The following is a 13,163-nucleotide window of genomic DNA, read 5'->3' as shown; positions in this document are numbered from 1 at the left end:
GTATAATTAACACCATGTTATCATAGTTCCTTGAAAAAGTCATTATATTTTGCTATCATGCAAGAGGAATAAAATACATGATTTGATAGCACAGGAGACAGAACGTGAATCAAAATTATAAATTAACCATACAGTACGATGGTACACGATACAAAGGTTGGCAAAGTCAGAAAAGCACAGATATTACCATACAGGGAAAGTTAAATGATGTCTTTTCAAAACTAGAAGGAAAGCCGGTGGAATTACAGGGCTCCGGCAGAACGGATGCAGGGGTTCATGCGGTAGGACAGACGGCAAGTGTGCATTTGTCTGTGGATATGTCTATTGCCGAAATACTGGGGTATGTGAATCACTATTTACCGGAAGACATCGGAGTTGTGGCAATGGAAGAGGCACCGGAGCGGTTTCATGCCAGATTGTCGGCAGTACGAAAGACATATGTATATCGGATTTTTAACAGCAGTATGCCCAATGTATTTGAACGAAAGTGGATGTATACCATAGAAAAACCACTGGATATAGAGGCTATGAGACAGGCAGCCAAATATCTGACAGGAACCCATGATTTTGCTGCGTTTTGTACAAATCCTGGGAAAAAGAAGTCTACGGTACGAACCATTTATCAGATTGAGATTATAAAAGAAAAAGAAGAGGTAGATATTCGGGTAACAGGAAATGGCTTTTTACATAATATGGTGCGTATTATCGTAGGAACGTTGACGGAAGTGGGACAGGGAACACGAAAACCGGAAGAAATACCGGTAATTTTAGATACAAAGAAAAGAGAAAATGCAGGGATTACCATGCCCTCAAAGGGATTAACCTTGTGGAGCGTAGAATATTGACAGAATAGGAAGAAACAGAAATGGAAAAGTGGTATGTTGCAACAAAAAGAGCGGACTTTAAAGAGCTTTCCAAGCGTTTTGGGATTGATCAGGTAACAGCTCGAATCATACGAAACAGGGATATTACAGACGAAGGGGAAATCGATAAATATTTGAATGGAACCATTGATGATTTATATCCACCGGAAGAATTAAAAGACGTAAAAAAGGCAGTTTCTATTTTAAAGGAGAAAATAGAGAACCAAAAGAAAATTAGAATTATCGGAGATTATGATATCGATGGTGTGCAGTCTGTTTACATTTTGTATTCCGGATTAAAAAAATGTGGAGCAATCGTAGATTATGCCATACCGGATCGAATCGCAGATGGATATGGTGTAAATAACCGACTGATAGAGCAGGCAAAGGAAGATGAAGTAAATACCATATTGACCTGCGATAACGGTATTGCGGCAACAGAGGCATTAGAGCTGGCAAAACAATTAAACATGACTGTGATTGTAACAGACCATCATGAGGTGCCGTATCAGGAAGAAAATGGTGAAAAGAAATATTTGCTTCCGCCGGCAGATGCCATTGTAAATCCAAAACAGGAAGATTGTCCATATCCCAATAAAGGATTGTGTGGTGCAGCAGTAGTATTCAAACTAATACAGGTGCTTTATCCGGCGATGGGAATAGAGGCTGCAAAAGCAATGGAATTTTTGGAAAATGCAGCATTTGCTACCGTGGGCGATGTAATGGATTTGACAGGAGAGAATCGTATTCTGGTAAAAGAGGGATTGAAGAAGTTAAATCATACTACAAATTGTGGAATGCGTGCATTGGCGGCAAAAAATAATATTCCTATGGGAACACTTAAGTCCTATCACATTGGATTTGTACTAGGACCTTGTCTGAATGCCAGCGGACGATTAGATACTGCAAAGCGTGCATTGGAGCTTTTATTGGCAAGAAATGAGGCAGAGGCTGCAAGTTGTGCAACCGACCTGTATGATTTGAATGCCAGCAGAAAAGAATTAACAGAAGCAGGTGTTGAACAGGCAAAGGCATTAGTAGAAGAAACAGAATTAAAAAAGGATAAAGTATTGGTGATTTATTTACCGGAGTGTCATGAGAGCTTAGCCGGAATTATAGCAGGAAGAATTCGAGAGCGGTATCATCGTCCGGTATTTGTACTTACCAGGGGAGAAGAAGGGGTGAAGGGCTCCGGGCGTTCCATTGAAAGTTATTCCATGTATGATGAAATGGTAAAGTGCAGTCATTTGTTTACAAAATTTGGCGGACATCCTATGGCAGCCGGACTTTCCATGCCGGAAGAAAACGTAGATATTTTTCGGCAGCAGATGAATGAAAATACAACACTTACAGAAGAAGATTTGTTGCCTAAGATTATGATTGATGTGCCTATGCCACTGGATTACATATCCAAAGGATTGATAGAGGAGTTAAAATGCCTAGAGCCTTTTGGAAAGTCCAACGAAAAACCGGTATTTGCAGATAAAAATATTCGGCTATTATCTATGCGAATTATAGGAAAGAATCAGAATGTATGTAAAATGCAAGTGGAAAGTCAAGCGGGAACCAGAATGGAAGCGGTGTATTTCGGAAATATACAGGAAATGTTAGCTTTTTATAAGGAAAAGTACGGAGAACAGGCATTAGAGCAAACACTTCACGGAAATGGCAGAATGATGCTGGCATCCTTTGTGTATTATCCGGAAGTAAATGAATATAATGGAAGAGAAAGTTTACAAATAATTGTGAAGAATTATTGCTGATATAAGGGCAATGGTGTTATACTTAAAGGAAGATTGCAGAAAGGGGCAGGAGAGATGTTTGGTGGACGAAAGAAACAGGGTGAATCCAAAGAATTAGAAAAAGAATTATTAGCAAGGCAAGTAATGCTGGATCGTTATTCACAAGTATTTGCAGATATTACCCAGAAACAAAGCGATACAGATGAGAGACTGGACACTTTGAAGAAAAGCCAGGAAAAGATGGACCGGCAATTAACAAGAGTAATAGATGCAGTAAATTGTGCGGCAGACCATACAGAAGAACAAAGACAGAAGAATCATCATATTCAGGAAGTTGTGGAGAGAATTTCCGGTGGATTAGAGCAATCAGAAGATTGTTATTGGAAAATCGTAGAGGAGTTAAAGCAACAACAGGAGAATATGTTAGAAACGGTGGAGCAGAATAAGCATTTTACTGCACCGGCAGAATTTTTAAGTAAAGTATCATCAGAGTTGCAGGAAGAAATGCAAGAAATTACATCCCATATGGCAGAATTAGAAGATATGGGAAAACAGATGGGAGTTCTTTCCTTAAATGCTGCAATTGAGGCAGGACGTATGGGAGAGAGCGGAAGAGAATTTGTGGCAGCAGCAGAAGATGTGCGTGAGTTAGCAGGTCAGTATCAGCAGATTACAGGTTCTTTTCAAAAGGCGATAGAAACCATAAATGAAAAGTTAGAAGAGACAAAAGCCCAGGTAACACATTTGAATGGGTTATTGAAGGATAACAATGTTCGTATGGGAAAGAGTACCAAAGAATTTTCCGATAGTCTCTATCGAATGGAGCATTCAGACATACAGAACTTTAGTCCACAAGTGAAGAAGTTACAGGAAGAATTAACAGGAACGGTTGAAAAAGAAGAAGAGCTGGTAAAACAATATGCGTTAGCAACAGATGCTATGGAACAGGCCGGAGAAAGTTTTATGAAACAACAGGATGCATTAGAACAGCTAAAGGACGGTCAGCAGGAGATTCGAGAACAGATAAAAGCAGCAAAATTAGAAGCAGCAGGAAGATAAATTGGGAAAGGACAGGAGAAAAATATGAAGAAGAGTACATTTGAATTTTTATCCGCCGATAAAGGAACCAAGATTCATGCCGTAAAGTGGGAACCAGATACGAAAGAAGTAGTCGGCGTTTTGCAGATTGCACATGGAATGGTAGAATACATTGAACGTTATGATGCCTTTGCCCAGTTCATGACTCAGAAGGGATTTGTAGTAGTAGGTCATGATCATTTGGGACACGGAGATTCAGTGGTGTCTTCTGAATACTGGGGATATTTTGCACCTAAAAATGGCAGTGACATCTTGGTAGAAGATATGAATAAACTTCGTACCATGACACAAAAAGAATATGCAGGGGTACCATATTTCATGTTGGGACACAGTATGGGATCCTTTTTGTTAAGAAAGTATTTGTCTAAGTATGGAGAAAATCTTCGTGGGGCAATTATTATGGGAACGGGAAGCCAGCCGGATAAAAGAGTAAAATTTGGAAAAAGAGTATGCAAAGTGTTAGCCTTTTTCAGGGGATGGAATCATCGAAGTAAGTTCGTAAATAATTTAGCCTTTTCTGAAAATAATAAACGATTTGAATCAGAAGGGGGAGGCGCATGGCTTACTAAGGATAGAAAAATTGTAGAGGCTTATAACAGTGAAGCAAAGTGTAGTTTTATCTTTACTTTGAACGGATTTTACAACCTTTTTGATACCATATATTATATCAATCAGCCAGAGCATATAAATGCAATACCAAAAGAACTTCCACTGTTTTTGGTGGCAGGTGAGGATGATCCGGTAGGAAATTATGGCGAAGGGGTAAAAGAGGCTTATGAAACATATGAAAAAGCCGGAATAGAAGATATTACATGGAAACTTTATCCTACAGACCGTCATGAAATTTTAAATGAAACAGATCGAGAAAAGGTATATGAAGATATTTATGCATGGATAAAGGTGCGCATGGAATTAGTATAGAGACAGAAAGCGAGGACAACATGAAAAAACACATCAAACAGGCTATGAGCCTATGTCTGGCAGGAACCGTATTACTTACAACACCAAGTACAGTAAAAGCGGCACAGGCAACAGAGACACAGGAGAGTCAGGAGACACAGGAAACTACCGAAGTACAAGAAAACAACAAGGAAGCAGAAACAACCAATAATGCAGAAAGTACCGAGAATACCACAAATAGTACTGATGCAGAAAGTGCAGACAAAGTTGATAGTAATTCTAAAGAGCAAGGCACAAACACAGAGCAGAATACAAGTACCGATGCCAATACAGAAACACCGATAGATACAGGAGCAATGGAAGAAAAGGGCGAAGTAACAGAACCTATTACAAAAGAGGATAAGCCATATCTTGCATTGGGCGCCAATTTGACAGCAGAACAGCAGGCAACAGTCTTGGAACTGTTAGGCATTAAGCCGGAAGAATTAAGTGATTATGATGTGATATATGTTACCAATGACGAGGAACATCAGTATTTGGGAAAATATGTTTCTTCGGATAAAATCGGAACAAGATCTCTTTCCTCTGTATTAGTAGTAAAAAGGGAAGAGGGACATGGAATTAACATTACTACAAAGAATATTTCTTATTGTACCATAGGAATGTATAAAAATGCGTTAATTACTGCCGGTATTACAGATGCAGATATTATCGTTGCAGGTCCAACACCGATTTCAGGTACAGCAGCATTGGTAGGAGCGTTAAAGGCATATTCTGTTATGACGGGAGAAGAAGTGTCGGAAGAGAGTATGGATGCGGCACTAAACGAGTTGGTTGTAACAGGTGATATTGCTCAGATTGTGGGAGACTCTGAAAAAGCAGAGGAACTTTTGGCATACTTAAAGCAGGATATCATTGAAAACGGATTAGATTCCAAAGAAGATATTCAAAAGGCAATCAAAAAAGCCTGTGATAAGTTTGACATTACATTAAATCAGGATGAAATAGACCAGTTAACCACTTTGCTAATGAAGATTAAAGATTTGGACTTGGACTTAGATACCATTAAAAGTCAGGCACAGTCTTTGTATGATAAGTTGGCAGATATGGATGCAGAAGGATTATGGGATAAAATTGTAGCTTTCTTCCAGTCCATTATTGATTTCTTTAAAAATTTGTTTTAGAAAAGAAGTAAGTCTATAAAAAATCCCAGTAGAAGTATTTATTCTACTGGGATTTTTTATGCAATAGGACGCAATTTCCTATTGCATTATATTAGTATAATGCCGGGTCTGTTACGCCATTTAATGCAAAGGCACGTTTACGGTCAATGCAAGTACCACAGACACCGCAAGGATGTTCGCCACCGGCATAGCAACTCCAGGTCAGTTCATAAGGAACCTGCAAACGAAGGCCTTCTTTTACAATTTGAGCTTTGTTTTTTGCAATAAACGGAGCAAGTAATTGAATCTGCTTTCCGGAGCCTTCCCATACTGCATGGTTCATAGCGGCGAAAAAGTCTTCACTACAATCCGGATAAGCATTTCCGGCAGCGTCATCTCTATGAGCACCATAATAAATGTAAGAACAGTGCTTTGCCAGTCCAATGCTTGCCGCAGCGGAAAGAAACAAGCCATTTCGAAATGGTACATAAGTAGATACGGGCTTTCCGTTAGTGCTTTTTAACTGCTCCTCATAGGATTCCTGGGGAATCTCAATGGCTGAGTGAGAGAGTAAGGAGCAGTCACTAAAATCAAACATAGCGGATAAGTCAAGTTCCATACCGCTAATTCCATAAAAGGAAAGAATTTTTTTCGCGGCTTCTATTTCTTTTTTATGTTTTTGACCATAGAAGATACTTAAGGGTTCTACATTTTCCTTTCCAAAACGTTCTATGGCAAGGGCAAGACAAGTGGTACTGTCCACTCCGCCACTGAATAATACCAGAGCTTTTTCTTTCATCGGTTATCCACCTTCTCCGGGTACATATCGTGTTCACTCAGACGCTTGAAAGCCATTTCTTCCCATTTCGTATCAGGTTTTCCGTAATTGCAGTAAGGGTCAATGGAAATTCCTCCTCTTGGAGTGAATTTGCCCCACACTTCTATGTATTTAGGCTGCATAAGCTTAATTAAGTCCTTCATAATGATATTTACGCAATCCTCATGAAAATCTCCATGGTTACGGAAGCTGAATAAATACAGTTTTAAGGATTTACTTTCTACCATTTTTTCTCCCGGAATATAGGAAATATAGATAGTAGCAAAGTCAGGTTGTCCTGTAATCGGACAAAGACTGGTGAATTCCGGGCAATTAAACTTTACAAAATAGTCATTGTCTGGATGTTTGTTGGGAAACCATTCCAAAACTTCCGGTGCATAATCATCGGGATACTTTACTTTTTGATTTCCAAGCATTGTCACATGTTCCAGTTCTTCTTTGTTTCTTCCACTGCTCATACCATAGACTCTCCTTGCTGTGTTAATTTAAAAAACCGTTTTTCAAATAATAAAACAATTGCGGTTCCGCAAATTGCAGGTACAATCTGACCGATGCATAAACTTACGGCAAGTGCACCATAAGGAAGATGCAAAAGGTATGAAAGCCAGATTGGAACACAAAGCCCCGGAACAAAAGTAATCGGTAATACAATCAGGAATTTAGGCAAATGGAATTTTCGTATAAGAACGATAATACCGGATGTAACAATGCCTACCAGACAGCCACCAATCATGTCGGGAAGTCCCAGACCACCAAAAAGTGTGTTCGCGATAAAGTTTGCAAGCCCAAGGGGAAAAACTAAGAACGGACAAAAATAAGATAACGCATACATAGATGTTGCAATTCGAATTTGATATGCGCCAAAAGAAAAACTTTGCGTAAAATAAAGTGCTACAATATAAAGTGCCATAACCATAGCGGATATTGTAAGCTTTTGTGTTTTACTGAAATCTTTTTTATTCATATGTCCACCTCCAATGTTTCACAACGATACAATAAGTTACAAGTCTCGTCCCTAGTTTTGATTTGAATCATATAAATGTCTTATACGATTCGGACAGGATGGTTCCGAACTGTCCACATTAAAAGGTTTGCTACTGCATTATAAAATAATCGTTGGGGAAAAGCAAGAGAAAAATTTTTTACTTTTTCTATGATAGAACGTTTTTTATGCAATAGGACGCAATTTCCTATTGCATAAAAAAGACCCGTAAGCGTATGAAAACACTTACGGGATGCTGTTAAATTCTTCGTTTTAAGAAAGCAATGAACTTATCGAACTGCAAACCATGATTTTGCAATTCCTGAACCTTTAAACGGTTCTCTTCGTTAAATCCCACCAGAATATCATGGTTGGCCTCAGCCAGATAATCCATAATACCGTCAATATCGGACTTTATATTTTTCGGACACTGAATGTACAGATATTTATTGGCTGTAATATGCAGTGTGTAAGAAATACTAAAGTGATACCACAGGAACTTATGCAAGGTGGAATGCTTATATATCCAAATCATTTCCTGAATTGGAACAATGGCAATGCCATAATTGGCAAGCTCAATAAAATAATGTTCTGTAATAAACATATCCTCTGTTGCTAACTGAGGTAAGGTAGCAAGTTCTTCCTCTGCCTGAGCTAAAAGTACCGAAGGCTTACCAAAGCGGGAGAGCTGACGGCAGGCAGGAGTCAGTACAGGGAAAAAGATATACAAGGTATCTGCAATCAAACGAATCAGTGCATAAATGCCGGTTGCAAAATAAACAACCATCAGTATGGTACTGGAAAGAGATTTAAAAGCCGGTTCGCTGATGAGATACGGACTGATTTTCCCGGAAATTCCTTTGGAAGTCCAGTCTAAATCCTTTGCCAGAGAATCCAATAAGGTGTTAAAAGCCTTATTTCCTGAAATCACACGTCCGCGAATGTGTGCGGATTTTATGGTAGGAAGTCCATCTTCACAGGTTTTCGGAGACAACAGTACAACAACACATTTGTCATCCCACATAGTGTAATAATAGTATCCTGTTTTTTGCCCAAGCAAGGTGTTGGTATATCCGGTAAAATATAAATCTTTTAACGTAGTCTGAACGTAAGAATCTCGTTGGCGTTGATACTTGCTTAAGTCGGAAACACTGCTAATCTTTTGTGGAAATAAAAGATGTTGCAAAGGTAAAATAATCCAAAGAATAAGCAAAATCACCAGATAAATAATAGGAGATAACAGTCTTCGTTTATATACGCTTTTAATATGCTTTGAAATATAATGTTCGTAGTTTTGTGTCATAAATACTCCTCTAAATTGATGATACTCATAGTATACGGTTTTTAAAAGAAATAATCAAGAGAGTTTCGCGGCAGGAAACTTGATTTTTTGTGATAAACTTGTTAGTATTAGTTACATGGCACATATAGGATTGGCATAAAAAATGGGAGAAAGAGATTATGGAAAAGAAACGGAAAATAAGCAAGGCAACAGTAGTAATCGTAATTACAATTCTTTTGCTTGCATTGGGAATTGGATTTTTGGTATATAGTTTTGTAGAAATGCACAGATATCAGAAGTATATGATGGTGGTGTCTTATGACATGGAGTCACCGGAAGTAAATAACCGTGTGGAGGTTGATGGCAAAAGTGTCTGTGTTACTGCACAGAATCTGAAAGGGGTAGAATATTATCTGTGTAATGAGGCGCATAAACCTTATATATTTGGGGTGAAAAAGGGCGAATGTATCAAAATGAAGTTCATTAGAGGAAATGGTGCCATTTCTAATGTGAAGGTATACCAGACCAATAAGGATTATGTTTATTTGGAATATGAAAGTGAACAGGGAAATTGGAATTATTATATTAGTGGAAAAGATACCTTTGCAAATATTAAAAAGGCAGTGAGTCCCGAAGGAAGAACGGAACCCAATACTGTCTTAAAACACTAGAGTAGGAGCAAACATGGAAGCATATACAGGTTTTGCAGAAGTTTATGATATGTTTATGGATAACGTACCGTATGAGGAATGGAATACCTATCTCACCGGTTTGTTAAGGGAATATGGTATTAACGAAGGAGTTGTGCTGGAATTAGGCTGTGGTACCGGGAAAATGACACGATTGCTGGCAAAGTCCGGATATGACATGATCGGAATCGATAATTCCGAAGAAATGCTGGAGATTGCCATGGCATCCAGGCAGGAGGAAGATGAGATTCTTTATTTGCAGCAGGATATGCGGGAACTGGAGCTATACGGAACAGCAAAAGCGGTAGTAAGTATTTGTGATTCTATGAATTATATTTTAGAGGAAGAAGATTTACTGGAGGTATTTCGAAGAGTAAATACCTATTTAGATCCGGGGGGAATATTTATTTTTGATATGAACACCATATATAAATATCAGGAACTGCTGGGAGAAACTACTATTTGCGAGAACCGTGAAGAAGGAAGTTTTATCTGGGACAACTATTATGATGAAGAAGAACAGATAAATCAATACGACCTGACACTTTTTATAAGAGAAGAAGATGAATTATATCGTAAATATGAAGAAACACATTTTCAGCGGGCATATGAAGTAGAAACCGTAAAAAAATTATTGGAAAAGGCAGGCATGGAATTTGTGGCAGCGTATGATGCCTTTACCCATGAAAGTGTAAAGCCGGATAGTGAACGTATTTATATGATAGCCAGAGAGAAAGGAAAAAAGAATGAGTGATTATATTGTAAGAGCAACAGCGGCAGACAGTCAGATTAGAGCATTTGCCATTACATCAAGAGATTTGGTAGAGCAGTCAAGAATTTACCACAATACCAGTCCGGTGATAACAGCGGCTTTAGGAAGATTACTGACAGGCGGAGCTATGATGGGAGCCATGATGAAGGGAGAAAAGGATGTATTAACCCTTCAGATTATGTGCAGCGGTCCGGCAAAGGGATTGACGGTAACGGCAGATTCTAAAGGAAATGTCAAGGGATATCCACAGGTACCGGATGTAATACTTCCTGCCAATGCAAAGGGAAAACTGGATGTAGGCGGAGCTTTAGACCTTGGTGTATTAAGTGTTATTAAGGATATAGGAATGAAAGAGCCTTATATTGGACAGGTACAGTTGCAAACAGGAGAAATCGGTGATGATTTGACCTATTATTTTGCAACATCCGAGCAGGTACCGTCCGCTGTGGGACTTGGCGTTTTGATGAATAAGGATAATACGGTAAAACAGGCAGGAGGATTTATCATTCAGTTAATGCCATTTACCGATGATGAAATCATTGAAAAATTAGAGAAAAAAGTAGCGGAAGTAACTTCTGTTACAGATTTGTTAGAACAGGGAGCAACACCGGAAAGCCTCTTAGAGCAGATATTAGGAGAATTCGGTCTTGAAATCAATGAGACATTGCCGGTACAGTATCACTGTGACTGTTCCAAAGAGCGTGTTACCAGAGTAATTGCAAGTATTGGAAAAAAAGATATTCAGGAAATGATTGATGATAATGAACCAATCGAGGTAAAATGTCAGTTCTGTGATAAACATTATGTATTCAGCACAGAGGAATTAAAGGAGATTATAAAGTGAGAGACGGGTATATCAAGGTAGCGGCTGTGACACCAAAAGTGAAAGTAGCAGACCCTGCGTATAATGGACAGGTAATTTTTCAAAAGTTAAAAGAGGCAGAAGAAGAAAGAGCGGTCGTAGTAGTTTTTCCGGAACTGTGTATTACCGGTTATAGCTGTGGCGATTTGTTTTTGCAGGAAACATTGTTAAGAAGTGCCAAGGAAGAACTGATAAAAATTGCAGCAGATACCAATGGAAAAAACATGTTGGTGTTTGTAGGATTGCCAATCTCCTGGAACGGTAATCTTTACAATGTGGCAGCAGCTTTGTGTCAGGGAAAAATTTTAGGACTTGTGCCGAAAATGCATATTCCAAATTATAATGAATTTTATGAGGCAAGACATTTTGCTAAAGGGATGGAAGAACCTGTTAATGTACGTTTAACAGAAGAAATTACAGTGCCTATGGGAAGTCATCTTCTATTTTCTCCGGACTCTATGCCCGAATTAAAAGTGGGTGTAGAAATCTGTGAGGACGTGTGGGTGCCAAATCCACCAAGTATTTCTCATGCATTAGCAGGAGCAAATCTGATTGTAAATTTGTCAGCCAGTGATGAGATTACCGGAAAAGACATTTACCGGGAAAGCCTGATTGCAGGGCAGTCTGCAAGACTGTTGTGTGGCTATGTGTATGCCAGTGCAGGAGAAGGAGAATCTACCCAGGATGTGGTATATTCTGCTCATAACATGATAGCGGAAAACGGAACTATTTTAGGGTCTGCAAAACGTTTTTGCAATGAATCCGTGTATTCTGAAATTGATGTACAAAAGATTAATGCAGAGCGTAGAAGAATGTCTACGTTTGAGGGCAATACAGGAAATTATCAGGAAATTACATTTCCATTAAAAATAGAAGAAACGGTTTTAACACGCTTTATTGACCCATCTCCATTCGTTCCGGGAAAAACAGAAAAAAGACAGAAGCGTTGTGAAGAAATCCTTATGCTTCAGTCCATGGGATTGAAAAAGCGTCTAGAGCATACCGGATGTAAATGTGCGGTCATTGGAATTTCCGGAGGACTGGATTCTACATTAGCACTTTTGGTAACGGTAAAAGCATTTGATATGGCAGGAATTGACCGTAAAGGCATTAAGGCAGTAACGATGCCGGGATTTGGAACCACAGACCGTACTTACGATAATGCAGTAAATCTCATTAAGAGTCTGAATGCAGATTTCTTGGAGATAGATATTAAAGAAGCTGTGCGTGTACACTTTAGGGATATCGGACAGGAAGAAACCTGTCATGATGTAACTTATGAAAACGGACAGGCAAGAGAGCGTACACAGATTCTTATGGATGTTGCCAATAAAGAAAACGGAATGGTAATTGGAACCGGTGATATGTCTGAGTTAGCCTTAGGATGGGCTACTTATAACGGTGACCATATGTCTATGTATGGTGTGAATGTTTCTGTGCCAAAGACGTTGGTGCGACATTTAGTACAGTATTATGCGGATACCTGCGACGAAGAGACGTTAAGAAAAATTTTACTGGATGTGTTAGATACTCCGGTGAGCCCGGAATTACTTCCACCGGAGGAAGGAAAGATTTCTCAGAAAACAGAAGATATTGTAGGACCATATGAACTACATGACTTTTTCTTATATCATATGTTGCGTTCCGGTTTTGGACCGGCAAAGATTTATCGTCTGGCATTAAAGGCATTTGAGGGTACTTATGAAAAAGAAGTTATTTTAAAATGGCTAAAAACATTTGTAAGACGTTTCTTTTCGCAACAGTTCAAGCGTTCCTGTCTGCCGGACGGACCAAAGGTTGGTACCGTTGCAGTTTCTCCAAGAGGAGATTTGCGTATGCCGAGTGATGCCAGTGGACAAGTATGGCTGGCACAGTTAGAGAAAATTTTATAAAGATTTAATAGAAACTTCCCTATTTGTTAATTGCAATTTTTTCCCAAAGGATTAGAATAGTGCTTATAGAATATTTAATC

The 13,163-nt window shown here is 38.9% G+C and carries 13 protein-coding genes; 9 read left to right on the top strand and 4 right to left on the bottom strand.

What is annotated here, in order from left to right; all coding sequences use genetic code 11:
- Positions 1-104 precede the first annotated feature (104 nt).
- The 5 genes from truA to KQI83_RS06025 are packed head-to-tail and all read left to right on the top strand — an operon-like array spanning position 105 to position 5,787.
- Positions 105-845, top strand: a complete 741-nt coding sequence (truA, locus tag KQI83_RS06045) for a tRNA pseudouridine(38-40) synthase TruA (RefSeq protein WP_216555540.1) — start codon at positions 105-107, stop codon at positions 843-845.
- A gap of 20 nt (positions 846-865) precedes the next feature.
- A complete protein-coding gene (recJ, locus tag KQI83_RS06040) occupies positions 866-2,626 on the top strand; it encodes a single-stranded-DNA-specific exonuclease RecJ (protein ID WP_216555537.1) in 1,761 nt (586 codons plus the stop codon).
- A gap of 54 nt (positions 2,627-2,680) precedes the next feature.
- Complete coding sequence (locus KQI83_RS06035; RefSeq protein WP_216555536.1) at positions 2,681-3,664, top strand: methyl-accepting chemotaxis protein; 984 nt, start codon at positions 2,681-2,683, stop codon at positions 3,662-3,664.
- Between the two features lie 24 nt (positions 3,665-3,688).
- Positions 3,689-4,624: an alpha/beta fold hydrolase gene (locus KQI83_RS06030; protein ID WP_216555535.1), complete on the top strand. Its 936-nt coding sequence runs from the start codon at positions 3,689-3,691 to the stop codon at positions 4,622-4,624.
- A complete protein-coding gene (locus tag KQI83_RS06025; protein WP_216555534.1) occupies positions 4,594-5,787 on the top strand; it encodes a DUF1002 domain-containing protein in 1,194 nt (397 codons plus the stop codon). The genes KQI83_RS06030 and KQI83_RS06025 overlap by 31 nt, the downstream gene beginning before the upstream one ends.
- A 91-nt stretch (positions 5,788-5,878) precedes the next feature.
- On the opposite strand, the gene queC is transcribed toward KQI83_RS06025, so the two are convergent.
- From queC to KQI83_RS06005, 4 genes are all read right to left on the bottom strand, one after another.
- Positions 5,879-6,565 carry a 7-cyano-7-deazaguanine synthase QueC gene (queC, locus tag KQI83_RS06020; RefSeq protein WP_216555533.1) on the bottom strand — a complete coding sequence of 229 codons (687 nt, stop codon included), beginning with the start codon at positions 6,563-6,565 and terminating at the stop codon, positions 5,879-5,881.
- Positions 6,562-7,062 (bottom strand): preQ(1) synthase, encoded by a 501-nt coding sequence (gene queF, locus KQI83_RS06015; RefSeq protein ID WP_216555532.1) that lies wholly within the window; start codon positions 7,060-7,062, stop codon positions 6,562-6,564. The genes queC and queF overlap by 4 nt, the downstream gene beginning before the upstream one ends.
- Positions 7,059-7,568: a QueT transporter family protein gene (locus KQI83_RS06010; RefSeq protein WP_216555529.1), complete on the bottom strand. Its 510-nt coding sequence runs from the start codon at positions 7,566-7,568 to the stop codon at positions 7,059-7,061. The genes queF and KQI83_RS06010 overlap by 4 nt, the downstream gene beginning before the upstream one ends.
- A 277-nt stretch (positions 7,569-7,845) precedes the next feature.
- The gene (locus KQI83_RS06005) at positions 7,846-8,889 is read right to left on the bottom strand and encodes a DUF6709 family protein (RefSeq protein ID WP_216555526.1); all 1,044 of its coding nucleotides are present in this window, start codon (positions 8,887-8,889) and stop codon (positions 7,846-7,848) included.
- A gap of 158 nt (positions 8,890-9,047) precedes the next feature.
- Here KQI83_RS06005 and KQI83_RS06000 point away from each other — a divergent pair, with 158 nt between their 5' ends.
- From KQI83_RS06000 to KQI83_RS05985, 4 genes are read left to right on the top strand one after another with little or no spacing between them, the layout of a single operon-like run.
- The gene (locus KQI83_RS06000) at positions 9,048-9,539 is read left to right on the top strand and encodes a hypothetical protein (protein ID WP_216555524.1); all 492 of its coding nucleotides are present in this window, start codon (positions 9,048-9,050) and stop codon (positions 9,537-9,539) included.
- Positions 9,540-9,552: 13 nt separating this feature from the next.
- Positions 9,553-10,311 carry a class I SAM-dependent DNA methyltransferase gene (locus tag KQI83_RS05995; RefSeq protein ID WP_216555521.1) on the top strand — a complete coding sequence of 253 codons (759 nt, stop codon included), beginning with the start codon at positions 9,553-9,555 and terminating at the stop codon, positions 10,309-10,311.
- Positions 10,304-11,173 (top strand): Hsp33 family molecular chaperone HslO, encoded by an 870-nt coding sequence (gene hslO / locus KQI83_RS05990; RefSeq protein ID WP_216555519.1) that lies wholly within the window; start codon positions 10,304-10,306, stop codon positions 11,171-11,173. The genes KQI83_RS05995 and hslO overlap by 8 nt, the downstream gene beginning before the upstream one ends.
- Positions 11,170-13,083 carry an NAD(+) synthase gene (locus KQI83_RS05985; RefSeq protein ID WP_216555516.1) on the top strand — a complete coding sequence of 638 codons (1,914 nt, stop codon included), beginning with the start codon at positions 11,170-11,172 and terminating at the stop codon, positions 13,081-13,083. The genes hslO and KQI83_RS05985 overlap by 4 nt, the downstream gene beginning before the upstream one ends.
- The last annotated feature ends 80 nt before the right edge of the window (positions 13,084-13,163 follow it).

It is taken from the genome of Roseburia sp. MSJ-14, assembly GCF_018918225.1.
Classification (GTDB): domain Bacteria; phylum Bacillota; class Clostridia; order Lachnospirales; family Lachnospiraceae; genus Petralouisia.
The sequence above is the reverse complement of the archived record's forward strand: the minus strand, read 5'-3'. Positions and strand labels throughout refer to the sequence as shown.